At 70.9% G+C, this 22,899-nt stretch carries 21 protein-coding genes; 8 read left to right on the forward strand and 13 right to left on the reverse strand.

The window, feature by feature from the left end:
- Positions 1-125 precede the first annotated feature (125 nt).
- Complete coding sequence (locus ACFKCF_RS39285) at positions 126-1,394, reverse strand: SGNH/GDSL hydrolase family protein (protein WP_394500386.1); 1,269 nt, start codon at positions 1,392-1,394, stop codon at positions 126-128.
- A gap of 113 nt (positions 1,395-1,507) precedes the next feature.
- Between ACFKCF_RS39285 and ACFKCF_RS39290 the strand changes: the two genes are divergently transcribed.
- Positions 1,508-1,696 carry an AraC family transcriptional regulator gene (locus ACFKCF_RS39290; protein ID WP_394500387.1) on the forward strand — a complete coding sequence of 63 codons (189 nt, stop codon included), beginning with the start codon at positions 1,508-1,510 and terminating at the stop codon, positions 1,694-1,696.
- Positions 1,697-1,727: 31 nt separating this feature from the next.
- Positions 1,728-2,651 (forward strand): TIGR03619 family F420-dependent LLM class oxidoreductase, encoded by a 924-nt coding sequence (locus ACFKCF_RS39295; protein ID WP_394500388.1) that lies wholly within the window; start codon positions 1,728-1,730, stop codon positions 2,649-2,651.
- Between the two features lie 10 nt (positions 2,652-2,661).
- Here the strand turns inward: ACFKCF_RS39295 and ACFKCF_RS39300 are convergent, their stop codons facing one another.
- The 9 genes from ACFKCF_RS39300 to ACFKCF_RS39340 all read right to left on the reverse strand — a co-directional run bounded on the left by ACFKCF_RS39300 (position 2,662) and on the right by ACFKCF_RS39340 (position 12,680).
- Positions 2,662-3,033 carry a winged helix-turn-helix transcriptional regulator gene (locus tag ACFKCF_RS39300; RefSeq protein ID WP_394500389.1) on the reverse strand — a complete coding sequence of 124 codons (372 nt, stop codon included), beginning with the start codon at positions 3,031-3,033 and terminating at the stop codon, positions 2,662-2,664.
- 97 nt (positions 3,034-3,130) lie between these two features.
- Entirely contained in the window at positions 3,131-3,430 is a 300-nt protein-coding gene (locus tag ACFKCF_RS39305; RefSeq protein WP_394500390.1) for a hypothetical protein, read from the reverse strand.
- A 162-nt stretch (positions 3,431-3,592) separates the two neighbouring features.
- The gene (locus ACFKCF_RS39310; protein WP_394500391.1) at positions 3,593-4,285 is read right to left on the reverse strand and encodes a TetR/AcrR family transcriptional regulator; all 693 of its coding nucleotides are present in this window, start codon (positions 4,283-4,285) and stop codon (positions 3,593-3,595) included.
- A gap of 7 nt (positions 4,286-4,292) precedes the next feature.
- Complete coding sequence (locus ACFKCF_RS39315) at positions 4,293-5,498, reverse strand: cytochrome P450 (protein WP_394500392.1); 1,206 nt, start codon at positions 5,496-5,498, stop codon at positions 4,293-4,295.
- Between the two features lie 343 nt (positions 5,499-5,841).
- Positions 5,842-7,344, reverse strand: a complete 1,503-nt coding sequence (locus ACFKCF_RS39320) for a glycoside hydrolase family 43 protein (protein ID WP_394500393.1) — start codon at positions 7,342-7,344, stop codon at positions 5,842-5,844.
- A gap of 2 nt (positions 7,345-7,346) precedes the next feature.
- Positions 7,347-9,623: a glycoside hydrolase family 3 N-terminal domain-containing protein gene (locus ACFKCF_RS39325; protein WP_394500394.1), complete on the reverse strand. Its 2,277-nt coding sequence runs from the start codon at positions 9,621-9,623 to the stop codon at positions 7,347-7,349.
- A 20-nt stretch (positions 9,624-9,643) separates the two neighbouring features.
- Positions 9,644-10,465, reverse strand: coding sequence for a carbohydrate ABC transporter permease (locus ACFKCF_RS39330; protein WP_394500395.1), 822 nt, complete (start codon positions 10,463-10,465; stop codon positions 9,644-9,646).
- On the reverse strand, positions 10,462-11,403 hold the full coding sequence (locus tag ACFKCF_RS39335) for a carbohydrate ABC transporter permease (protein WP_394500396.1): 942 nt from the start codon (positions 11,401-11,403) through the stop codon (positions 10,462-10,464). The genes ACFKCF_RS39330 and ACFKCF_RS39335 overlap by 4 nt, the downstream gene beginning before the upstream one ends.
- The gene (locus ACFKCF_RS39340) at positions 11,400-12,680 is read right to left on the reverse strand and encodes an ABC transporter substrate-binding protein (protein ID WP_394500397.1); all 1,281 of its coding nucleotides are present in this window, start codon (positions 12,678-12,680) and stop codon (positions 11,400-11,402) included. Before ACFKCF_RS39340 ends, ACFKCF_RS39335 begins: the two co-directional genes overlap by 4 nt.
- 250 nt (positions 12,681-12,930) lie before the next feature.
- Here ACFKCF_RS39340 and ACFKCF_RS39345 point away from each other — a divergent pair, with 250 nt between their 5' ends.
- The gene (locus tag ACFKCF_RS39345) at positions 12,931-13,953 is read left to right on the forward strand and encodes a LacI family DNA-binding transcriptional regulator (protein WP_394500398.1); all 1,023 of its coding nucleotides are present in this window, start codon (positions 12,931-12,933) and stop codon (positions 13,951-13,953) included.
- Positions 13,954-13,989: 36 nt separating this feature from the next.
- On the opposite strand, the gene ACFKCF_RS39350 is transcribed toward ACFKCF_RS39345, so the two are convergent.
- Together ACFKCF_RS39350 and ACFKCF_RS39355 are read right to left on the reverse strand one after the other, a co-directional pair.
- Positions 13,990-14,874, reverse strand: coding sequence for a dioxygenase (locus ACFKCF_RS39350; protein WP_394500400.1), 885 nt, complete (start codon positions 14,872-14,874; stop codon positions 13,990-13,992).
- The gene (locus tag ACFKCF_RS39355) at positions 14,871-15,416 is read right to left on the reverse strand and encodes a MarR family winged helix-turn-helix transcriptional regulator (RefSeq protein WP_394500401.1); all 546 of its coding nucleotides are present in this window, start codon (positions 15,414-15,416) and stop codon (positions 14,871-14,873) included. The genes ACFKCF_RS39350 and ACFKCF_RS39355 overlap by 4 nt, the downstream gene beginning before the upstream one ends.
- 122 nt (positions 15,417-15,538) lie before the next feature.
- Between ACFKCF_RS39355 and ACFKCF_RS39360 the strand changes: the two genes are divergently transcribed.
- Positions 15,539-15,913 carry a DoxX family protein gene (locus tag ACFKCF_RS39360; protein ID WP_394500402.1) on the forward strand — a complete coding sequence of 125 codons (375 nt, stop codon included), beginning with the start codon at positions 15,539-15,541 and terminating at the stop codon, positions 15,911-15,913.
- 10 nt (positions 15,914-15,923) lie between these two features.
- Here the strand turns inward: ACFKCF_RS39360 and ACFKCF_RS39365 are convergent, their stop codons facing one another.
- On the reverse strand, positions 15,924-16,958 hold the full coding sequence (locus tag ACFKCF_RS39365) for a LacI family DNA-binding transcriptional regulator (protein WP_394500403.1): 1,035 nt from the start codon (positions 16,956-16,958) through the stop codon (positions 15,924-15,926).
- A 232-nt stretch (positions 16,959-17,190) separates the two neighbouring features.
- Here ACFKCF_RS39365 and ACFKCF_RS39370 point away from each other — a divergent pair, with 232 nt between their 5' ends.
- From ACFKCF_RS39370 to ACFKCF_RS39385, 4 genes are read left to right on the forward strand one after another with little or no spacing between them, the layout of a single operon-like run.
- A complete protein-coding gene (locus tag ACFKCF_RS39370) occupies positions 17,191-18,498 on the forward strand; it encodes an ABC transporter substrate-binding protein (protein WP_394500404.1) in 1,308 nt (435 codons plus the stop codon).
- Entirely contained in the window at positions 18,495-19,424 is a 930-nt protein-coding gene (locus ACFKCF_RS39375) for a carbohydrate ABC transporter permease (protein ID WP_394500405.1), read from the forward strand. The genes ACFKCF_RS39370 and ACFKCF_RS39375 overlap by 4 nt, the downstream gene beginning before the upstream one ends.
- Positions 19,421-20,248, forward strand: coding sequence for a carbohydrate ABC transporter permease (locus ACFKCF_RS39380; RefSeq protein WP_394500406.1), 828 nt, complete (start codon positions 19,421-19,423; stop codon positions 20,246-20,248). Before ACFKCF_RS39375 ends, ACFKCF_RS39380 begins: the two co-directional genes overlap by 4 nt.
- Positions 20,249-20,255: 7 nt before the next feature.
- Positions 20,256-22,823, forward strand: a complete 2,568-nt coding sequence (locus ACFKCF_RS39385; protein ID WP_394500407.1) for a family 78 glycoside hydrolase catalytic domain — start codon at positions 20,256-20,258, stop codon at positions 22,821-22,823.
- The last annotated feature ends 76 nt before the right edge of the window (positions 22,824-22,899 follow it).

The following is a 22,899-nucleotide window of genomic DNA, read 5'->3' on the forward strand; positions in this document are numbered from 1 at the left end:
GGGATCCTTTCGGGGAGGGGATGCTCTTCCCGGTTGCCGGTCTCCCCTCCGAAGGCCCCTCTCCAAGGGGACCTCAGCCGAAGCACGGAGGGTCACACGGGTGCGGCGGGTCGCGAAACGGGGCCCTACCGGTGCAGCAACCGCGCGGGCACCGCGTCCGCGAGCGCCTTGTAGCCCGCCGGGTTCAGGTGCAGGTGGTCGCCCACGTCGAAGGCCGCGAGCATCCGCCGGGGATCGGCCGGATCCCGCAGCGCCCGGTCGAAGTCGATCACCGCGTCGAACGCGCCGCTCGTGCGGATCCAGTCGTTGACCGCCTGCCGGGCCGCCTCACGATAGCCCTGGGCGTCGTCGTAGAAGCTGCCGCCGAAGGGCGTGATCGTGGCGCCGTACACCTGGAGGTCCTGCGCGTGGGCGCGCACGATGATCTGGTCGTAGGCGGCGATCAGCTCGTCGGCGACCCTCTTCTGGGCCTCCTGGGTGGCGTCCGCGGTGCCGATGTCGTTGACGCCCTCGAAGAGGATCAGCCACTTCACGCCGCTCTGCGCGAGCACGTCCCGGTCGAGGCGGGCCAGGACGTTGGGGCCCAGCCCGTCGTTGAGCACGCGGTTGCCGCCCGCCGCCTGGTTGGCGAAGGCGACGCCCGCGGTGCGGCGGTCGGCCCGCAGGCGGTCGAAGAGCTGGTCCGGCCAGCGGTTGTTCTGGTTGGTGGTGGAGCCCCTGCCGTCGGTCAGCGAGTCGCCGACCAGGGCGAGCGTCGCGGTGGCGGGTTTGGCCCAGACCTCGAGGCCGCTGAGGAAGTACCAGTGGTCGACGGGGGTGGCGCCGGTGAGGTCCGCCGCGTCGGCCTGGTTGCCTCTGGCGAGGTAGGAGGTGGTCCGGGAGCCGGGGTGCGAGGTGATGTCGGTCGAGGCCTGACCGTCGGCCAGGTAGAGGGTCACGGTCAGTACGGTGCCCGCGGCCAGCGTGAGGTCGAGCGGGTCGGACACGACCTGCGCCCCGACCGGCACGACCGCCGAGGGCCGGCCGAAGAACGTCACCGGCCGGACGCTCTCCGGCTGGATCGCGCTCACCCCGGCCTTGCCGCCGCTCGGGAGCGCCACGGTGACGCGGGTGACGGGCAGCGGCGCGCCGCCGAACGCGTTGGACAGGCGCAGCCGGAACCGCTGCCCGCCGACCGACACCCGCAGGGTCTGCCGTACGGTGCTGTCGGCCAGGACCAGGTTCTCCTGCGTGTACGGCGCGGGCGGCATGTTGCCCGGCTCGGTGAGCTGCGGCATCGCCGTCCACGTGGTGACCCAGTGCCCGCCGGGCGACGCCGCCCCGTCGGCCGCCCCGGCAGTGCCCATGGCGAGTCCCAGAACCGCGACGATGGCCAACTTCAGCGCCCTACCCATAGATCCGGCCTCCCGAAAATTTCGGGCAGAAATCGAACATTTCGGTTGGGAAGGTATGACAGGTCGCCCTCGCGGTCAATGCCAGGGGCGGAACATCCTGTGCAACGTCCTGGATGGGCGGCCGAGATTTCGGTTCCACGACGAGCGGACCAGCATGCCGGTCGATCCGCGCCATCGCACACCGCTGGTGCCTCACGAGCGCCCCCCACTTCAGCCACGCCTTCCGGGCCGCGTACGGGCTCAGCCCGGAGAACTACCGCAGCAGGCACTACAGCTCCCGCAGCCCACTCAGCCTTACCTAGCGAACTATGAAAAATATAGTACGCTTCGGCCATGGAACTAGGTATCGCCCTACCCACGTCGGGCCCGCTGGCCGGCCCGGAGAACATCGCCCGCGTCGCCCGCGAGGCCGAACGGCTCGGGTACGACTCGGTGTGGACCTACGAGAGGCTGCTGCGGCCCGTCGCACCCGTTTCGATGGGCGGCGGGGAGCCGCAGCCCGTGCCCGAGGTCTACCGGCAGACCTACGAGCCGCTGGAGACCCTGAGCTACGTGGCCGCGCTCACCGAACGGGTCAAGCTCGGCACCAGCATCATCGACGCCCTGCTGCACCCGGCCGCCGTCCTGGCCAAGCGCTTCGCCACCCTCGATCAGTTCAGCGGCGGGCGGGTCGTCGCCGGGCTGGGCCAGGGGTGGATGCCGCAGGAGTTCGAGGCGGCGGGGGTGCCGATGAGCCGGATCGGGCCCGGCATGGACGAGGTCGTGGCCGCCATGCGGGCCTGCTGGGGGCCGGACCCCGTCTCGTACGACGGCAAGTTCACCCGGATCGCCGAGTCGGAGATCAACCCCAAGCCGGTGCAGACGCACGTGCCGATCCTGCTGGGCGCGATGACGCCGGGCGGCGTGCGGCGGGCCGCCCGCATCGCCGACGGGCTCAACCCGGTGGCCCTGTCGCGTGACGCGCTGCTCGACCTCGGCAAGGCCTTCCGCGCGGCGGTCGAGGAGTTCGGCCGCGACCCCGAGTCGGTCACCGTGGTCGCCAGGGCCAACGTGCCGCTCACCGCCGAGCCGATGGGTGACGACCGGCCGTTCCTGGGCGGTTCGCCGCGCCAGATCGCCGACGACCTGGCCGGGCTCGAGGGCACCGGCGTCGACCACGTCCTGTTCGCCGGCTCCGGCCGCGGTCCCGAGACCGAGCCGGGGATCGACGAGACGCTCGCCCTCTACGCCGAGCTCATCGACCTCGCCCGCCGCTGAAGCCCGCCGGTCAGGGGGCGCACTGCTCGTGGATGTTGTTGCGGGCGGCCCAGGCGTGCAGCTCCTGGAAGGCGCCGCGCAGGTCCTCGCCGATCGGGGTGAGCCGGTAGAGGACCGCCGTGGCGGGGCCGTCGGCCAGCTGGCGCTCCACGAGCCTGGCCGCCATCAGCTCACGCAGGCGATCGGACAGGATGCCGTCGGTGATCCCGGAGATCGACTTGGCCAGCTCGCCGAACCGCGCGGGCCGCTGCATCAGCGCGACGATGATCATGCCGTTCCAGCGCTTGCCGAGCACCTTGAACACGTCGACGAACTGCACGTCGCACGAGATGCCCTGCGGGCTCCCGTCCGTCGCGACGGTCTCGGAGACGTGTTCGGCCATGGCCACCAGCCTACCTCCCGGTACCACCCGGAACCGGGCGTGCTATTTATTCCATAGCACACTAGCTTATTGCGAGCCGAGCTCCGGACGCTCCTTCTCAGGCGCCGCCGCCGAACAGCACCCAGCCGAACACGTACATGACCGACCCGAGCACGGCCAGCGCCGCCCACAGCAGCGCCGACATCAGGCCCCTGAGGTACGGGTTGCCGCGCGGCGCCGTCCGGCCGTCGGCGATCTCGGCCCAGCGGGATTCGAGCAGGACGGTCACCCGCTCGGCGCGCGCGTTCCCGTCCGCGGTGAGGATGAAAGTCTCGCCTGCCATCTGCGGCCCCTCCCGGGAGAAACGGATGAGCCCCTGCCGCACGGCGGGGGTCCGGTCGCCCTGCTGGGCGTCCACGGAGCAACGTTAGGCAGCCGCACTTGTCGCGGACTTCGCGACTTCTTGGCCCGCCGGCCCAGCCGCGCCCAAGCCGCGGCCAAGTCGCGCACAAGCGCGACGCCCGCTTGTACGCGACCCGCGGTCAGCCCTGGACGGTGGGCAGCCGTGGACGGTGGCCAGTCAGCGCGGGTCCGATCGCAAGGCGCCGAGGAGGCCGCAGACGGCCGTGACGAGGTCGTCGCCCAGCCGCCGCCAGGCCTCGGCGGCGGACGCGGCAGTGATGCGGCCGCCGGCCAGATCGCGCCCCGATGCGATGGCGTCGCCGGTGGCCAGGTCGCGTTCCAGTTCGGCGCACATGTGCACGATGAGCACGCGGGTCATGGCCTCCCGCCGTGCGGCCCGGCCGGGGTCGGGCTCGTCCGGCTCCCGGGTGGCGTCGTACAGGCGGCGCAGGGACGGCCTCTCCAGGTGGACGCTGACGGCGTACTCGCGCAGCGCGGGCTCGACGACGACCTGGGCGAGGAAGCGGCCGTACCAGGAGGGGACGCCCAGGTCGATGTGGTGTTCGATGTGGGGCAGGACTACGCAGCGGATCCGGTCGCGCGCCGACATCCCGCCGGGCTCGCCGAGCCGGCTCATCATCGCCAGCCGGTGCGCCTCCATGGCCTCGGCGTGCTCGGCCAGGATGGCTTTGACGAGCTCGTCACGGGAGGTGAAGTGATACTGCACCGCGGACTTGTTGCGCTGCCCGGCGGCTTCGCCGATCTGCCGGATCGACACCCCGGCGAAGCCCTCGGTGGCGTACAGGCGCTCCGCCGCACGCATGATCGCGCTCCTGGCGGTCACCGCACGCGTGGACGCCTGGACGGTCATCGTGAGCTCACCAGGTGACCCACACGTCCTGGAGCCCGCCCGACAGCAGCCCGGTGCGCAACCGCAGCGCGTCGGCGCTGTCGCGCAGGCGCAGGGTGGGCAGCCTGCGGGCGAGCGTGCCGAGCACGACCTGCAGCTCCAGCCTGGCCAGCGGCTGGCCGAGGCAGTAGTGCGGCCCCGCGCCGAATGTCAGGTGCTGATTGGCGTTGTCCCGGCGCGGATCGAACGCGTCCGGGTCGGCGAACTTGCGCGGATCCCGGTTGGCCGCGGGCCGGCACGGGATCACGGTGCTGCCCGCGGGCACCACGGTGCCGGCGAACTCGGAGTCCTGGGTCGCGACTCTGGGGAAGCCGACCACGCTCAGCGTGCTGTCCAGCCGCAGAATCTCCTCGACGGTGCCGGGGATCAGCTCCGGGTCCTCGATGACCGCCTGGTAGCGCTCCGGCTCGGCCAGGAGCATCGCGGCCATGATGGCGATCATGTTGGACGTGGTCTCGTGCCCGGCCAGCAGCAGCGCCATCACGGTGGTGATCAGCTCTTCGTGGCTGAGCCGGCCGTCCTCGCTGTCGGAGATCTGGGTCAGCTCGCTGAGCAGGTCGTCGCCGGGGTTCGTCCGCTTCTCCTCGACCAGGGCCGAGACGTACGCGCCGAACTCCTCGTACGTCTTCAGCACCTCCTCCTGCGTGTAGCGCGTCAGCGTCAGCATGACCTGGGACCAGTGCGCGAACTTGTCCTGGTCCTCGCTGGGGGCGCCGACGAGGGCGCAGATGACCCGCACCGGCAGCGGCAGGCCCAGCTGGAGCGACAGGTTGGCGGGCGAGCCGGACTTGAGCAGGTCGTCGATGAGCTCGTCGGTCATCTGCTGCACCCGGGGGCGCCAGGACTCCATCTTGCGGATGGTGAAGGACTTGCTGAGCAGCCGCCGCCACCGCAGGTGGTCCTCGCCCTCCCGCAGGCGCGTGGTGCTGGTGCGGGTGAAGATCCCGCCGTCCTCCGTCGTGGACACCCGCGCCGCGCCTTCGCCTCCGCGCTGGAAGCTGGTGTCGGTGAGCAGCGCGCGGACGTCGTCGTAGCGGGTCAGCAGCGTGGCGGCGTCGCCGCTGGGCAGCCGTACGTGGGCCACGGGGCAGCGGTCCTGCAGCTCGGCCCACTCCTTCGGCGGCTCCAGTGCCGTCGTGCGCGGGAAGGGGTAATCGGGCATGGTTTCGGTCATGACGCCCCCATTGTCGTTGACGAGTCGCCCTCAACCCTAAGGCGACTGCCTTAATAAGGGAAGCACCTTAAACCGCCGTCCCCCCGCACGGGGTTGCGGTCCTCCGGGAGGAGAGAGGACAGGTCCCCACCGCACGGACTGCCGTCCTTCCGTGGGGAGGGAGACAGGTCCCGTCGCACGGACCGCCGTCCTTCCGCGGGGAGAAGAGACGACCCGCCCCACGGGGAGGGCCGCTCGCCTCCGTCCAACGCCTCGCGGTGCTGCGGGAGGGGTGGCGAGGTGGGGCCCCTCCCGCAGGGTCAGCAAGCCGGGCGGGGGTCACTGCCCCTCCCAAGGTCGGCGGTCAGTGGGCGGTGGGCTGGTAGTCGAACCAGTCGAAGCTCGCGCTCCCCTCCGTCACGTACATCCCGATCACCCGCCCCGTGAAGCCGGTGGCCACCTCGGTGGACAGATAGCGCCCGTCCAGCTCGGCCAGGACCGCGCCGTCCACCGAGAAGGCGATGGTGTCGGGCCCGCGGCCGGACACCCCCACCGGCTCGTCGGCCGGTGAGATGACGGACGGCGGCAGGATGTCGCGGGTGCGGAGGTCGAGGGCGAGCGTGAGCGGCCCGGCCGGCACCGGCCGCTCCGCCAGGCACTGCCGGAGCGGGCCGATCCGGGCGACCACCCGCACCAGCCCCCCTTGGACCTCCAGGTCGTAGTGGTGGGCCTCGTCCATCCGGACCGACACCCCGGCCGTGCCCGCCCCCGGCTCCAGGAGGGCGGTGACGCGGCAGTCGTGGTGCTGCTGGCGGCGGCCGACGAAGGTGTGGCCGGGGCGGTCGAGGGTCGGGCCGGTGGCGTGCAGGGTCAGCCGGCCGGGCCGCTCGGTCAGCGACCAGGAGCCGTCCGGACGGCCGCGCGGCGAGATCCAGCCGTGCCGTAGCGAGGGCTCGTCGAAGTCGTCGCGGGCGGGCTCGGGCGGGAGCGGGTGCCAGGCGGCGGGCGCGGGGTGGCGTTCCTCGACGGGGCCCACGACCGGCCAGCCGTCCTCCCACCGTACGGGCGTGAGGAACGTCTCCCGCCCGAGGACCTGGTACTCGGGGGTGTAGCCGCGCGGGCGGGTGCCGAGCAGGACCATCCACCAGGTCCCGTCGGCGGCCCGCACGAGGTCGGCGTGGCCGGTGCTCTGGATGGGCCGGTCGGTACCGCGGTGCGTCAGGATCGGGTTGACCGGGCCGGGCTCGAACGGGCCGCGCGGCGAGCGGGCGCGCGCGATCGAGACGGCGTGGCCGCGCTCGGTGCCGCCTTCGGACATGAGCAGGTACCACCAGCCGTCCACCTGGTAGAGGTGCGGCGCTTCCGGATATTTCCCGCCGGTGCCGGACCAGACCTGGTACGGCCCCTCCAGCACCTTGCCCTCGGCCGGATCGATGCGCGCCACCTGCGTGCCGGAGAAGGCGCACCAGCAGGCGCCGTCCTCGTCCCAGGTCAGGTCGGGGTCGATGCCGGGCAGGTCGATCCAGACCGGGTCGGACCAGGGGCCTTCGGGGCGTTCGGCGGTGACGATGAAGTTGCCGCCGGCCAGCACGTTGGTGGTGATCAGGTAGAAACGCCCGTCGTGGTGGCGGATGGTGGGCGCGTAGATGCCGCCGGAGGCGGACACGTCCGGCGGCAGGTTCAGTTGCGCGGGCCGGTCGAGGACGTTGCCGATCTGGCGCCAGTGCACGAGGTCACGGCTGTGGAAGATCGGGACGCCGGGGAAATACTCGAAACTGGAGCATACAAGGTAGTAGTCCTCGCCGACCCGGCACACGCTGGGGTCCGGGTGGAACCCGGCCACGACCGGGTTGTCGTACGTGCGCACGTTCAGCCCTTCTTGCCGGGGTCGACGACCAGCCGGATCGACGCGCTCAGCGGCAGGTCGCCGGCCGACGGCCCGGAGGACAGCACGATCTCCCCCGGTTCGACGAGCCGCCGCCCGCCGAGCCCGGTGAACGAGAACGCCTCGGCGGGCACCTCGAAGACCACCTCGCGGCTCTCCCCCGCGTCCAGGGGCACGCGGGCGAAGCCGACCAGCCACTGGGCGGGCCGGGCGACCTGGGCCACCGGGTCGGTGGCGTAGAGCTGCACGACCTCCTCGGCACGCCGGGCGCCGTCGTTGCGCACGGTCACCCGCACGTCGACCGCGCCGTCCGTGCCGTATTCCGCCTGCGACGTCCGCATGGCCTCGTACGTGATCTCCGCGTACGAGATCCCGTGCCCGAAGGGGAAGGCGGGGGTCGGGTCGAGCACCGTGATGCCCTCCGCCTTCCTCCCCAGGGGCGGCTGGAGGTAGGTGGACGGGTTGACGGACGGCGAGTACGGGATCTGCACGGGCAGCCGCCCGGACGGGTTCACCCGCCCGCTGAGCACGCCGGCGACCGCCGCCGCACCCTCGACCCCGGGGAAGAACGCCTGGACGGCGGCGGCCACCCGGTCCTGGTAGGCGCCGAGCGCGTACGGCCGCCCCGACACCACGACGAGCACGGTCGGCGTGCCGGTCGCGAGGACCGCCTCGACCAGGTCGGCCTGGCGGCCGGGCAGCCGCAGGTCGGCCGCGTCGCAGCCCTCGCCCGACGTGCCACCGCCGAACATCCCGGCCCGGTCCCCGACGAACAGCAGCACGAGGTCGGCCTGGGCGGCAACCTCGGCGGCCGCGGGGATCCCCGACGCGTCGTCGCCCGACACCTCGGCCCCGAGGGAGTAGCGCACGTCGGCGTGCGGGAACTCGGCCGTCAGGCCCTGCAGGATCGACGCGACGGGAAGGCCCATGCCGCGCTCGGGGAAGCGGTCGAGCACGTGGTTGGGGAAGGAGTAGCAGCCCATGAGGGTACGCGGGTCGTCGGCGCACGGCCCGATGACCGCCAGCCGCCGGGGCGCGAGCGGGTCGACGGGCAGGGCCCGGCCGGTGTTGGACAGCAGCACGATGGAACGTTCCGCGACCTCGGCGGCCAGCTCCCGGTTGCGCGCGCTGTCCAGGTCCACGTCCTCGGCGCCGTCCGGGACGAGCGGGCCGTCGTCCAGCAGGCCGAGGTCGATCTTCTGCCGGAGCACGCGGCGCACCGACTCGTCCACGAGCGCCTCGTCGACGTGGCCGGCCTTCACCTGCTCGACCAGGTTGCGGCCGTACCCGCGGGTGTCGGGGAGCTCCACGTCGATCCCGGCCGACAGCGCGATCGCGCCCGCCGTCGCGACGTCCTCGGCCACCCGGTGCATGGAGGCCAGGAACGGCACGGACCAGTAGTCCGACACCACCGTCCCCTCGAACCCCCACTCGTCCCGCAGCAGCCGCCGCAGCAGGTCCGCGCTCGCCGCGGCCGGGACGCCGTCGAGGTCGGTGTAGGAGTTCATCACCGAACGCGCGCCGCCCTCGCGCAGCGCCGTCTCGAACGGCGGGAGGATCACGTCGGCGAGCTCTCGCGGCCCGATGCTGACGGGCGCGTGGTTGCGAGCCGCCCGCGAGGCCGCGTACCCGGCGAAGTGCTTCAGGGTGGCGATGATCCCGGCGCCCTCCAGCCCGCGCACGTAGGCCGCGCCGATCTTGCCCACCAGGTGCGGATCCTCGCCCAGGGTCTCCTCCACCCGCCCCCAGCGGTAGTCGCGTACGACGTCCAGCACCGGCGACAGGCCCTGGTGCACACCCGCGGCCCGCAGGTCGGCGCCGATGGCCGCGGCCATGCGCTCGACGAGACCGGGGTCGAACGTGGCCGCCCAGGCCAGCGGCGTCGGGTACGCCGTCGCCCCGAACGTCGCGAACCCGGTCAGGCACTCCTCGTGGGCGATCGCGGGCACGCCGAGCCGGTTCGAGGCCACCACGCGCTCCTGCAGCTCCCGCAGCCGGGCCGCGCCCTCCGCCGCCGACAGCGGGGCCGTGCCGTACACGCGGGTGAGATGCCCGACCCCCTCGCGCAGCCGCTCCTCCAGCCCCTCCACCGCGGCGAAGCGGTCCTGCAGGGGCGCGACGTTGCCGGGGTCGTCGGTCTGGATCCACACGGAGCCGAGCTGCGCGACCTTCTCCTCCAGCGTCATCTCGGCCAGCAGGGCCTCGACGCGTTCGGCGGACGGGCGGCCGCGGTCACGCCACGGCTCATTCACGAATGTCATGACTTCCTTAATATGAGTTCTCAGCCCTTGAAGGCGCCGTCCATGATCCCCGCCACCATCCGCCTGCCGACGAACACGAACAGCACCAGCAATGGCAGGGTGGCCAGGAAAGAGCCCGACATGGCCAGGCCGAGGTCGATGTCCAAGCTGTTCTGCAGTGCCTTGATGGCGATCTGCGCGGTGTACATCTCGGGCGACTTCAGCACGATGAACGGCCACAGGAAGTCGTTCCACGAGTAGACGAAGCCGAGCAGCCCGAGCACGAAGGCGGCCGGCCGCACCAGTGGGAACGCGATGCGCCAGTAGATCTGCCAGCTGTTCGCCCCGTCGATGCGGGCGGCCTGGAGGATCTCGTCGCTGATCGTCGAGGACAGGTGCTGGCGCATCCAGAAGATGCCGAACGCGCTGGCCAGACCCGGGACGATGAGCGCCTGCAGGGTGTCCACCCAGTTCAGCGAGGAGATGATCATGTACTGCGGGATGACCGCGAGCTGCGTCGGCACGGTCATGGTCAGCACCACGATCAGGAACAGCACGTTCCGGCCCGGGAAGCGCAGCTTGGCGAAGGCGAAGCCGGCCAGCGTGCAGAGCACCGCGTGCCCGACGCCGATCGTCCCGGCCACGATCAGGCTGTTGATGATCGCGCGCACGAACGGCACGGTCGAGAACACCAGCCCCGCCAGCTCGAAGAAGTTGCCGCCGGGCACGATCTCGGGCGGCAGCTGGGTGGCCGTCGCCGAGTCGGTGGTGGCCACCACGAACATCCAGTACAGCGGGAACAGGCAGGCGAGCGTGGCCAGGCCGATCAGCAGGTAGGTCCACCAGCGGATCCGATCGTTCATGACTTCCCCGGGCGGATGCGGGTGGACAGGACGTAGTTGAGCGCGGCGAACAGGATGATCAGGACGAACAGCGCCACGCCGATGGCGGCGCCGTAGCCGAACTGGAACTGGCCGAAAGCCTGCTCGTAGAGGAACAACGTGAGCGTCTGGCACTGCCGGATCGCCCCGCAGGTCGTGGAGCGGGACATCAGCAGGGGCTCGGTGAAGATCTGCAGGCCGCCGATCGTCGAGGTCACGATCGTGAAGACGATGACCGGGCGCAGCGACGGGAGGGAGATGTGGCGGAACTGCTTCCACCCGCCCGCGCCGTCCACCGCCGCCGCCTCATAGATCGCCCGCGGGATCGCCTGCAGCGAGGCCAGGTAGAGCAGCGTCGTGTAGCCGAACCAGCGCCACGTCACCATGACGGCGATCATCAGGTGGCTGCCCCACACCGACTGCTTGAAGTCGATCGGCCCGATGCCCGCGAAGCCCAGCAGCCAGTTGAGCAGACCGTAGTCACGGTCGAACATCTGGGCGAAGACGATCGCGGTGGCCGCCACCGAGGTGATGTACGGCACCAGCATCGACATCCGGAAGAACACCGCCAGCCGCAGCCGGGCGCGGTTGAGCAGGTGCGCCACGCCCAGCGCGAGCACCAGCTGCGGGAGAGTGGACAGCAGCCAGATGCTGAGGGTGTTCCACAGGGCGTTCGAGAACCGGGGATCCCCGAACAGGCGGGTGAAGTTGTCGAAGCCGACGAAGACGTGCTCGCCGATGGGGTTCCAGTCGAACAGCGCGACGTAGAACGTGAACAGCAGGGGGACGAGCCCGAACACCGCGAAGATCAGGAAGAACGGCGCGATGTAGGCGTAGGGGGCGATGCGCTCGCCGACGCTCTGGCGGACCCGTGTCGTGATGGCGGGCGCGTCCGCGACCCTGTCGAGAGTCGCGGTCACTTGCCGATCGCCGTCTTGATGTTGGTCAGCGCCGTGTCCCAGGCCTTGGCGGGGTCACCCTTGCCCTGCTCGACGCTGGTGATGGCGTTCAGGAACTCCTGGCCGATGGCCGCGCTGTCCGGGCCGATGTAGAACGGCTTGAGCCCGAGCAGCGACTCGGTGTAGATCTTCCCGATCGGCGCGTCGGAGAAGAACTCGTCCTTCTTCCCGATGAGCTTGGGGTCCTGGTAGACCGACGGGGTCGTGGGCAGCGAGCCGGAGTCCAGGAAGTGCGCGAGCTGGCTCTGCGGCGACTGCATCTTGCTGATGTAGTCCCAGGCGGCCTTGGCGTTCTTGGCGCCCTTGGGGATGGCCAGGTAGCTGCCGCCCCAGTTACCGGCTCCGCCGGGGATCTTGGCGATGTCCCACTTGCCCTTGGTGTCGGGGGCGTTCCTGCGCATCTGGCCCAGCAGCCACGACGGCGCGGAGACCACCGCGAACTGCCCCTTGCCCAGGCCCGCGCTCCAGCCCTCGGTGAACGAGGTCTGCTTGGCGCTGATCCCGGCCGCCACGGCCTTGAGCGACAGGTCGAAGGCCGTCTTGACCTGCGGACTGGTGCTGTAGACGACGTTGCCCTGGGGGTCGTAGTACTTCTGCGGACCCTGGTTGACCGCCTGGTAGAACACGCTGGTCTCGGCGTTGTCGATGAACGCCTTGCCGGTCTTGGCGACGTACTTCTTGCCGGTCTCGATGAACGCGTCCCACGTGGGCCAGAGCTTGCCGACCTCCTCCCGGTCGGTCGGCAGCCCGGCCTCCTTGAACAGGTCCGTCCGGTACGCGATGGCCATGCCGCCCACGTCGGTCGGGATGCCGAGGATCGAGCCGTCCTTGGCCGTGCTCTGGCTCATGACCCAGTCGAGGTAGTCGCCCTTGATCTTGTCAGCGCCGAACTGCCGCAGATCGTAGAAGTTCTGCGGCTGCTGCACGAACTTCGGCAGGTCGTCGCCCTGGATGAGCACCAGGTCCGGCACCTTGCCACCGGCCAGCGCCGTCGTCAGCGCCTGCGCCGTCTCGGTCGAGCCGCCCACCTCTGTGAGCTTCACCTGCACGTTCGGGTTGACCTTCTTGTACTCGTCGACCGAGGCCTTCTGGTTGATCCCGGAGAAGGACCAGAACTCGAACGACTTGCCGTCACCCGACGGCTGCGACGGCGTGCTGCCGGAGCCGCCTCCGCAGGCGGTGGCGGTCAGGGCGATGGCCGCGGCGAGCACGACCGGGGTTGCGTTGCGGAACTTCACGTCGATCTCTTTCGGTGGGGTCCGGCGCTCAGGGGTGGAGCGCTATGGCGGGGGTGCGGGGCAGCGTCATGCGGAAGTCGAGCGCTCCTTCGAATGGGGGACCGCAAGCGCGCCAGAAAGTTTCGGTCGAAAGTCCGATCGTTAAGCCGGGACTCTAGGTCTGATTCCCGAAATTCGTCAAGAACCTCCTCGTAAGACCGCCGAAACAATCGGGCCCATATTCCGAAACTCTCCCGTTAGACTGCGGGCCATGACCGCCACCGAGGAGCCGTCCCAGCCGCTGACCATCACGCAGCTCGCCGAGCTGGCCGGCGTGTCCACCGCGACCGTCTCCAAGGTGGTCAACGGCCGCTCCGAGGTCGCCCCCGAGACCCGCGCCCTCGTCGAGAACCTCATCCGCCGCCACGGCTACCGCCGGCAGCGTCGGCGCGTCAACGCGTCAGCCCTGGTGGAAGTGGTGTTCCACGCCCTGGGCGGCGACTATCCGATCGAGATCATCAAGGGGGTCGACCAGGTCGCCCGCGAGCATCACCTGGCCGTGGTGATCTCCGACATGCAGCAGCGCTCGGGCGCCGGGCACGGCTGGATCGAAGGCGTGCTGAGCCGCCGCCCGGCGGGCGTGATCGCGGTGTTCTCCGGCCTGACCGAGGGGCAGCGCGACCAGCTCGTCACCCGCGACATCCCCATCGTCCTGCTCGACCCGTCGGGCGATCCCGGGCCCGGCGTCCCCTCGGTCGGCGCGAGCAACTGGAGCGGCGGGCTGTCGGCCACCCGTCACCTGCTCGACCTCGGGCATCGCCGCATCGCCGTCATCACCGGCCCCGACTGGGCCCTGTCCAGCCGGGCCCGGCTCGACGGCTACCGCACCGCGCTCGACCTGGCCGGGGTGCCGATCGACCCCGAGCTGATCGGCTCCGGGGACTTCATCATCGAGGGCGGGCTGGCCCAGGCCCACCGAATGCTGCGCCTGCCCGACCCGCCGACCGCGATCTTCGCCTGCAACGACGGGGAGGCCGTCGGCGTCTATCGCGCCGCCTATGAGCTGGGGCTGCGCATCCCCGGCGACCTGAGCGTCGTCGGCTTCGACGACCTGCCCTCGGTGCAGTGGGCGGTACCGCCGCTGACCACGGTGCGCCAGCCGCTCACCGAGATGGCCGCCACGGCCACCACCATGCTCATGAAGCTCGCGCAGGCCGAGCCGCTGCCGCAGACCCGGGTCGAGCTGGGCACCGAGCTGATCGTCCGGGCCAGCACCGCAGCGCCGTCACGCTGACCGAAACTTTCTGGATTCTTGCCGTACGTATCGGCGCTACGCCACCGTCTGGAAGGAGCGCTTGGAGAAGCCGATCATGTAGCCGTCGATGACGGTCGTCACCGGCTGCTCCGCCCGGCCGCTCGCCCCCAGCGTGACGAACAGCGGGATGTAGTGGTCGACGGTCGGATGGGCGTACGGCATTCCGGGGGCGCGGCTCCCGAACGCCGCCAGCTCCCCCACGTCGCCCCTGGCCAGGGCGTCGGCCGCCCAGGCGTCGAAGTCGGAGGACCAGGCGGGGACGACACCGTGGTGGAGCATGTCCGGGGTGACGAAGGGCAGCCCGTGCGTCATGAACCCCGAGCCGATCACCAGCACGCCCTCCTCCCGCAGCGGGGCCAGCCGCGCGCCGAGCTCCAGCAGCCGGTCAGGGTCGTGGGTCGGCATGCTGAGCTGCAGCACGGGGATGTCGCCCAGCGGGTACATGGCCATCAGCGGCACCCACGCCCCGTGGTCGAGGCCGCGGCTGGAGTGCTGGTGGACCGGCTCGCCGTCGGGCATCATCGCGGCCACCCGCCGGGCGAGCGCGCCGGCGTCGGGGGTGTCGTACGTCATGGCGTAGTAGCGCGGGTGGAAGCCGCCGAAGTCATAGACCAGCGGGGTGCCGGCGGCGGGCGCCGACAGGGCCAGCGGCGCGGCCTCCCAGTGGGCGGAGACGATGAGGACGCTCCTGGGCTTGGGCAGCGACTGCGCCCAGGCGAACAGCTCGCCGATCCAGGGTCCGTCGTCGAAGAGCGGGGGCGCTCCGTGGCTGATGTACAGGGCGGGGAGCGGGCCGTCGGCGGGCGTCCAGGGGCGCTGGGCCCGCGCCCGGGGCAGCGCGCCGGGCAGGAACGCGTCGTAGGCCCCGGCGGGGAGGTCCGGGTCGAGGATGGACGTCATGAGGGCTCCCGGTCGGGGATGGGGTCGGGGTCGGACTCCGGGCGCGCGGTGGCCGGGTGCCGGTCGAGGCAGCTGTCGCCGGGGTCGATGGCGTGGGTGATGCGGCGGCCGATGTCGCGCAGCTGCCGGATCTGCGCCTTGGTGAGCGGGTCGAAGACGAAGGCGCGCACGGCCTCGACGTGCCCGGGGGCGGTCTCGACGACCTTGTCCCAGCCTTCCCCGGTGAGGATGGCCAGGGTGTAGCGGCCGTCGGCCGGGTCCGGCGTGCGGCGCACCCAGCCGCGTTTCTCCAGCCGGTTGACGACGTGGGACAGGCGGGACAGCGACCCCTCCGAGATCATCGCCAGGTCGCTCATGCGCATGGTGCGTTCGGGGGTCATCGACAGCCCCGCCAGCACCTGGTACTCGAAGTGGCTGACTCCGGCGTCGCGCAGCAACTGCCCGTCCAGCGCGGCCGGCAACTTGATCAGCACGCTGACCAGCGCCAGCCAGCTCTCCATCTCCTCGGCGCTCAGCCAGCGCGGTTCCTGCGGGTGCTCCATGTTCTCCACTCTAACTTGATGGATCAAGTGATCACACGTCGAGTCGTGCTTGACGCTTCAAGTCCGGCCTGCGTAGATTCCGGTTGAAGCTTTAAGTCATCTCGCCATCGATCGGACTCCCGATGAACGTCGTTTTGTGGATCATCGCCAGCCTCCTCGCCCTGGCCTTTCTCGCGGCCGGCCTGATGAAGCTGTCCCAGCCGAAGGAGAAGCTGGCCGCGTCCGGCCTGGCCTGGACGGAAGACTTCTCCGCCGGCGCCGTCAAGGGCATCGGCGCCCTGGAGGCGCTGGCCGCCATCGGGCTCGTCGTGCCCGCGGCGCTCGGCATCGTTCCGGTGCTGACGCCGCTGGCCGCCGCCGGCCTGGTCATCGTCATGATCGGGGCCGCGGTCACGCACGCCCGCCGCAAGGAGTACCAGGGGATCATCGCCAACGCGGTGCTCCTCCTTCTGGCCGCCGTCGTGGCCTGGGGCCGCTTCGGCCCGTACTCCTTCTGAAGCCGACGCGTCAGGTTGGCGGGGCGGTGGAGCGGCGGGTCACCAGGGTGGGGGTGACGGAGAAGCGCACCGCGGTCGTGCGGCCCTCGATCCGCTCCAGCAGCAGCCGCCCCGCCGTCTTGCCCATGATGATCCCGTCCTGGTCCACGCTGGTCAGCGAGATGTGTGAAAGGGCCGCCGCGCGGGCGTTGTCGTAGCCGGCCACGGAGACGTCGCCGGGGACGGCCAGCCCGGCCTCGTGGATGGCCGCGAGCGCGCCGAAGGCGGCCTGGTCGGCGCCGGCGAAGATCGCGGTGGGCCGGGGCGTTCGGGCCAGCAGCTCGCGCGTCCCCTGGTGACCGCCCTCCTCGGTGTAGGAGGTGGCGGCGAGCGCGACGTGCTCGGCCAGGCCGTGCTCGGCCATCACCCGCTCGTACGTCCTGGCCCTGATGGTGTGCAGCAGGGTCACGGAGCGGACGGACCCGACGTCCTTCTGCGTGATGTGCGCGATGCGGCGGTGACCGAGCGCGATGAGATGCTCGACGACGAGCTCCGCCCCCGCCTCGTCGTCGTCGAGCACGGAGTCGTAGACCGCCGAACGGTCGTGGCGGCCGAGCACGACGGTGGGCGTGTTCCTGGCCATCTCTTCGAGCCGCGCCCGGGCGATGATGGGGGCGACGACGAGGATCCCGTCCACCTGCCGGTCCACCAGGGCGTCGATGGCGCGGACCTCGGCCTCGGCGCTCCTGCCGCTGCCCTGGACGATGATGGCCTGGTAGCCGGCGACCGCGATCTGCTCGTCGAGGCCCTCGAGAATGTCGGCGAAGAACGGGTTTCTGATGTGCGGCAGCACCACGCCGAACGTGAACGTGCGCCCCCGCATCGCCCGGGCCGCGGCCTGCGGCCGGTAGCCCAGCTCGTCGATGGCGGCCTGCACTTTGACGCGCATCGCCTCGCTGACTCCATAGGCGTTGCGCAGCACCTTCGACACGGCGGTGGTGGAGACCCGGGCGTGGCTTGCCACATCGGTGATCGTCACCCGTCGCCGCCCGTCGCGCGTGACCATGTGACGCACCCCGTTCGACTCGACGCGACCCGATTGTACGAGCTCCAGGCCGGTGCCGCGATGAATAACGTTACCCATTCAAGAGATCGGATATACACGAGTCCGTCCCGTCAACGTGGATCACGATTGGGGACCGTTCCTCAAATCGAGCCTTGACGCCTTTGCCCTGTAACGCTTACGTTAACTCGCATCGGGGGGCGTTAAAACGATTCAACGGACCCGGAGGGGCGTTGTGAAGACCTCTCACCGCGCGCTGGGAGCGGCTCTGGCCGTTCTCACGATGACGGCCCTGACCTCCTGCGGCTCAAGCTCGGGCGCCGAGCCGGCAGCCGACGGCACGGTCACCCTGAAATACCTCGTGGACAACGGCCAGGGCTCGGTCGACACGGCCAAGGCCATGACGGAAGCCTTCATGAAGGCCAACCCCAAGATCAAGATCGAGATGGAGACGCGACCGCCCGGCAGCGAGGGCGACAACATCGTCAAGACCAGGCTCTCGACGGGCGACATGACGGATGTGTTCGCGTACAACTCCGGGTCGCTGCTGCAAGCGCTCAACCCGTCGCAGACCCTGGTCGACCTGACCGGCGACCCGGCCGTCCAGAACGTCCAGAAGGACTTCCTGCCGGTGGTGAGCCAGGGCGACCACGTGTTCGGCGTGCCCTCCGGCACCGCCCTGGGCGGCGGCATCCTCTACAACCGCAAGGTCTACGAGAAGCTCGGCCTGCAGGTCCCGAAGACCTGGGACGAGTTCATGGCCAACAACGAGAAGATCAAGGCGGCCGGGATCGCGCCGGTGATCTCGACGTTCAAGGACACCTGGACCTCGCAGCTGTTCGTGCTCGGCGACTTCTACAACGTCCAGGCCGCGGTCCCGAACTTTGCCGCCGACTACACCGCGGGCAAGGCCAAGTTCGCCACCACCCCGGCGGCGCTGGCCGGATTCCAGCACCTGGCCGACGTCAAGGCCAAGGGCTACCTCAACGAGGGCTTCGGCTCGGCGACCGCCGATCAGGGCATGAAGATGCTGGTCGAGGGCAAGGGCGCGCACTACCCGATGCTCAGCGCCCAGGTGCCGCCGCTGGTGGACACGATGCCGCAGGCGGCCACCGACGTCGGCTTCTTCGGCATCCCCGGCACCGACCCGGCCAAGAACGGCGCCACCCTCTGGGAGCCGGGCGGCGTCTACATCCCCAAGACCACCAAGAACCTGGACGCGGCCAAGAAGTTCCTGGCCTTCGTCGCCTCGCCGGCCGCGACCGAGGCGGTCAGCAAGGTCGTGCAGCCGTCGGGGCCGTACCGCATCACGGGCGCCAAGCTGCCGGACGACGCCGTGCAGGTGGCCAAGGACCTGCAGGCCTACATCGACAAGGGCGCGACCGCGCCCGCGCTGGAGTTCCTCTCCCCGGTCAAGGGCCCGTCGCTGGAGCAGATCACCGTCGCCGTCGGCTCCGGGCTGACGCCGGCCGCCGAGGGGGCCGCCCAGTACGACAAGGACGTGGAGAAGCAGGCCAAGCAGTTGGGGCTCGCGGGGTGGTGACCGAGCAGGACGCCGGGCCCCGCACGGGGCCCGGCCCGGCACGCACGCGGCCGCCCGCCGGTCCGGCGAAGCGCAAGTCGGCCTACCCGTACGCGCTGTACCTGCCGGCCGCCGTCGTCTACCTGGTGATCTTCCTGGTGCCGACGGTGATGGCCTTCTACTTCGCGCTGACCCGCTGGACCCTGTTCGACAGCACCTTCGTCGGCCTGGACAACTTCCGCGACTTCCTGTCCGAGCAGAACCTGCGCATCGGCTTCACCAACACCCTCTTCTACGCCGTCGTCACCAGCGGCCTCAAAGTGGTCCTCGGCCTGCTCCTCGGCGTCCTGCTCACCGGCAAGCTACGGCTGCGCGGATTCCTGCGCTCGGTGGTGTTCTTCCCCGTCCTGGTCTCCACCGTCGCCGTCGGCATCACCTTCAGCGCCCTGCTGCGCCCCGACACCGGCCTGGTCAACAAGGCCCTGGCCGTGATCGGCATCGACGGCCCCGACTGGCTCGGCGACGCCGGCACCGCGCTGCTCTCGGTCGCCCTGGTCGACGTGTGGAAAGGCGTCGGCATCGCCACCGTCATCTACATCGCCGGCATCCTGTCCATCCCCCGCGACTACTACCAGGCCGTCGCCGTCGACGGCGGAGGAGCCTGGCACCGCTTCCGCCACGTCACCCTCCCGCTGTCCTGGCCCGCCACCTACTCCGTCATCATCCTGTCGTTCATCGGCGGCCTGCGCTCCTTCGACCTCATCTGGACGATGACCCGCGGCGGCCCCGGCTTCACCAGCGACACCATCGCCTCGATCATCTACAAGCAGTACCAGGCCGGCTTCTTCGGCCTGTCCACCGCCGGCAACGTGCTGCTGTTCATCGTCGTCACCGCCATCGTCGTCCCGCTCAACTACTTCCTCGGCAAAAGGCAGGTGGCCGCATGAGAGCAGTGAAAAGGCTCAGCGCCGAGGCCATCGCGCTGCTGCTGGCCGGGGTGATCTTTCTCATCCCGTTCGCGCTCATGCTGCTGACCGCCGTCAAGGACGAGACGCAGGCCACCGACCTGGACTTCGCCTGGCCGGCCAACTGGCCGATCGTGCAGAACTTCGTGGACGTGATCGAGGCCCGCGACTACGTGCTGCTGCGCGCCTACGTCAACAGCACCGTCCTGACCGTCGCGTCGGTCGTGCTGATCGTCGTGTTCGCCTCCATGGCCGCGTTCGTGCTGCAGCGCCGTACGGGCAGGCTCGGCTCGGTGGCCAACTTCCTGGTGCTGACCGGGCTGATCATCCCGCCCGCGATCGTGCCCACCATCTGGCTGCTGCAGGCGCTCGGCCTGTTCAAGACCCTGCCGGGGCTGATCCTCATCGAGGTGGCCTTCCACATGGCGTACTCGGTGCTGCTGTTCCGGGCGTTCATCGCGGCCATCCCGCGCGAGCTGGACGAGGCCGCGCAGATCGACGGCTGCACCGGGCTCGCCCTGTTCTTCCGGGTGGTCTTCCCCCTGCTCAAGCCGGTCACCATCACCGTGGTCCTGACCACTTCGGTGGCCATCTTCAACGACTTCGTCAACCCGCTGTACTTCACCCCCGGCGATGACAACGCCACCGTGCAGGTCACCCTCTACAACTTCCAGAGCCAGTACAACACCCAGTGGAACCTGCTCTTCATGGACATCGTGCTCATCACGATCCCACCGTTGCTGCTCTTCATCTTCTTCAACCGCAAGATCGTCGCCGGCATGACCGCCGGCGCCATCAAGGGCTAGGAGACCCGTGACCCTCGTGCATGTCGAAGCGCCCGTCTTCGAACACCACCACGACCCCCTCGGCATCGGCGAAAGCGCTCCGCGTCTGTCGTGGACCGTCGCCACCGAACTTCCCGGCTGGCGGCAGCAGGCGTACGAGATCGAGCTCAGCGACGGCACGGCCACCGGCCGGGTCGAGTCGGCGGAGTCGGTGCTCGTGGCCTGGCCGGGCGGCGAACTGCGCTCGCGCGAACGGCGCGGCGCCCGGGTCCGCGTGCACGGCCGCGACGGCTCGGTCAGCGACTGGAGCCCCTGGTCGTGGGCGGAGGCCGGGCTGCTGGAGCCGGCCGACTGGACGGCGGGCGCGGCGGCGCCGCCGCTGGAGCTGCTGGGCCTCCCCGACGGCCCCGCGCTGCTGCTGCGCCGCGACTTCACCGTCCGCGGCCCGATCGAGCGGGCCCGCCTGTACGTCACCGCCCACGGCGTCCACGAGACCGAGATCAACGGCCACGTCGTCGGCGACGACGTCCTGGCCCCCGGCTGGACCAGCTACAACCACCGCCTGCGCTACCGCACGCACGACGTCACCGATCTGCTGACCGAGGGCGCCAACGCCATCGGCGCCACCCTGGCCGACGGCTGGTACCGGGGCCGGATCGGCTTCCGGGGCGGCAAGAGCGACCTGTACGGCGACCGCACCGCGCTCATCGCCCAGCTCGAGATCGCCTACGCCGACGGCACAACCGACGTGGTGGCCACCGATGGCAGCTGGCGCTGCGCGACCGGGCCGGTCACCGCCGCCAGCCTGTACGACGGCGAGAAGTACGACGCCCGCCTGCTGCCGTCCGGCTGGTCGGGCCCTGGCTTCGACGACGCTGCCTGGCAGCCCGCCGACTCCCTCCCGCACGACCCGGCCCTGCTCGTCGCGCCGACGGGCGCGCCGGTCCGGAGGGTGGAGACGCTGGCACCGGTGGAGGTGCTGACCGGGCCGGGCGGGGAGACGATCCTCGACTTCGGCCAGAACATCGCGGGCCGCCTGCGCATCCGCGTGCAGGGCCCGGCCGGGCACACCGTCACCCTCCGCCACGCCGAGGTCCTGGAGAACGGCGCGCTCGCCCTGCGTCCGCTGCGCCACGCCGACGCGCTCGACCAGTACACGCTGCGCGGCGACGGCGGGCCCGAGGAATGGGAGCCGCGCTTCACCACGCACGGCTTCCGCTACGCGCAGATCGACGGCTGGCCCGGCGAGCTGGACCCGGCCTCCGACGTCGTGGCCGTGGTCTGCCACACCGACATGCGCAGGACCGGCGACTTCACCTGCTCCGACCCGCTGCTCTCGCGGCTGCACGACAACGTCGTGTGGAGCATGCGCGGCAACTACGTCGACCTGCCCACCGACTGCCCCCAGCGCGACGAGCGGCTCGGCTGGACCGGCGACATCCAGGTCTTCGCGCCGGCCGCCGCCTTCCTGTACGACTGCTCGGGCCCGCTGGCGTCCTGGCTCGCCGACCTGGCCGTCGAGCAGGTCCAGGAGGGCACCGTGCCGCATTATGTGCCGTGGGTGCCGCTGCTGTTCGGCGTCTCGCCGACGGCCGCGTGGGGCGATGCCGCGGTGCTCGTGCCGTGGACGCTCTACCAGCGATTCGGCGACCTCGGGCTGCTGCGCCGGCAGTACCCGAGCATGAAGGCGTGGGTGGACCAGGTGGCCGGGCTGGCCGGGGAGAACCACCTCTGGGACGAGGGCTTCCAGTTCGGCGACTGGCTGGACCCGGCCGCGCCGCCGGACGACCCGGGCAAGGCCCGTACCGACCACGCGCTGGTCGCCACCGCCTACCACGCCCACACCGCCGCGGTCCTGGCCGAGACGGCGGCCCTGCTGGGTGACGAGGCCGACGCCGAGCACTACACGGCCCTGGCGCGGGAGGTGCGTGCGGCGTTCCGCCGGGAGTTCGTCACCCCGTCGGGGCGGCTGGCGTGCGACACGCAGACCGCCTATGCCCTGGCCCTGACCTACGACCTGCTGGACGGGGCCGAGCAGCGGGAGCGGGCCGGGCGGCGCCTGGTCGAGCTGGTCGGCCAGGATGACCACCGCATCGGCACCGGCTTCGTCGGCACGCCGCTCATCTGCGACGCGCTCTGCTCGGTCGGGGCGTACGACACGGCGTACCGGCTGCTGCTCCAGCGCAACTGCCCGTCCTGGCTGTACCCGGTGACGATGGGCGCCACGACGATCTGGGAGCGTTGGGACAGCCTGCTGCCCGACGGCTCGGTCAACCCCGGTGAGATGACCTCCTTCAACCACTACGCGCTCGGCGCGGTGGCCGACTGGATGCACCGCACCGTGGCCGGCCTCGCCCCCGCCGCCCCCGGCTACCGCCGCCTGCGCGTCGCGCCCCGGCCGGGCGGCGACCTCACCCACGCCTCGGCCCGCCTCGACACCCCGTACGGGCTCGCGTCCGTCTCGTGGGAGCGGGACGGCGAGACGCTCACGGTCACGGCGGCCGTGCCCCCGGGGACGGTCGCCGAGGTGGACCTGCCGGGCGCGATCCCGCAGGAGGTGGGCGCCGGGACCCACACGTTCACCACGACGATGTGAGCCCCCGCGCCGGGTCGTCGAGGCCGAAGGCCGGGATGCGCTCCAGCCACACCTCAAGGGCCACCCGCAGCTCCAT

The sequence above is a fragment of the Nonomuraea sp. JJY05 genome (assembly GCF_043496855.1).
Taxonomy (GTDB): domain Bacteria; phylum Actinomycetota; class Actinomycetes; order Streptosporangiales; family Streptosporangiaceae; genus Nonomuraea.

What these genes read in the sequence shown, in the direction of transcription:
- ACFKCF_RS39285 (WP_394500386.1), bottom strand. Translation starts at nt 1,394, where the DNA reads ATGGGTAGGGCGCTGAAGTTGGCCATCGTCGCGGTTCTGGGACTCGCC.
- ACFKCF_RS39290 (WP_394500387.1), top strand. Translation starts at nt 1,508, where the DNA reads ATGGGCGGCCGAGATTTCGGTTCCACGACGAGCGGACCAGCATGCCGG.
- ACFKCF_RS39295 (WP_394500388.1), top strand. Translation starts at nt 1,728, where the DNA reads ATGGAACTAGGTATCGCCCTACCCACGTCGGGCCCGCTGGCCGGCCCG.
- ACFKCF_RS39300 (WP_394500389.1), bottom strand. Translation starts at nt 3,033, where the DNA reads ATGGCCGAACACGTCTCCGAGACCGTCGCGACGGACGGGAGCCCGCAG.
- ACFKCF_RS39310 (WP_394500391.1), bottom strand. Translation starts at nt 4,285, where the DNA reads ATGACCGTCCAGGCGTCCACGCGTGCGGTGACCGCCAGGAGCGCGATC.
- ACFKCF_RS39315 (WP_394500392.1), bottom strand. Translation starts at nt 5,498, where the DNA reads ATGACCGAAACCATGCCCGATTACCCCTTCCCGCGCACGACGGCACTG.
- ACFKCF_RS39325 (WP_394500394.1), bottom strand. Translation starts at nt 9,623, where the DNA reads ATGACATTCGTGAATGAGCCGTGGCGTGACCGCGGCCGCCCGTCCGCC.
- ACFKCF_RS39330 (WP_394500395.1), bottom strand. Translation starts at nt 10,465, where the DNA reads ATGAACGATCGGATCCGCTGGTGGACCTACCTGCTGATCGGCCTGGCC.
- ACFKCF_RS39345 (WP_394500398.1), top strand. Translation starts at nt 12,931, where the DNA reads ATGACCGCCACCGAGGAGCCGTCCCAGCCGCTGACCATCACGCAGCTC.
- ACFKCF_RS39350 (WP_394500400.1), bottom strand. Translation starts at nt 14,874, where the DNA reads ATGACGTCCATCCTCGACCCGGACCTCCCCGCCGGGGCCTACGACGCG.
- ACFKCF_RS39355 (WP_394500401.1), bottom strand. Translation starts at nt 15,416, where the DNA reads ATGGAGCACCCGCAGGAACCGCGCTGGCTGAGCGCCGAGGAGATGGAG.
- ACFKCF_RS39360 (WP_394500402.1), top strand. Translation starts at nt 15,539, where the DNA reads ATGAACGTCGTTTTGTGGATCATCGCCAGCCTCCTCGCCCTGGCCTTT.
- ACFKCF_RS39365 (WP_394500403.1), bottom strand. Translation starts at nt 16,958, where the DNA reads ATGGTCACGCGCGACGGGCGGCGACGGGTGACGATCACCGATGTGGCA.
- ACFKCF_RS39380 (WP_394500406.1), top strand. Translation starts at nt 19,421, where the DNA reads ATGAGAGCAGTGAAAAGGCTCAGCGCCGAGGCCATCGCGCTGCTGCTG.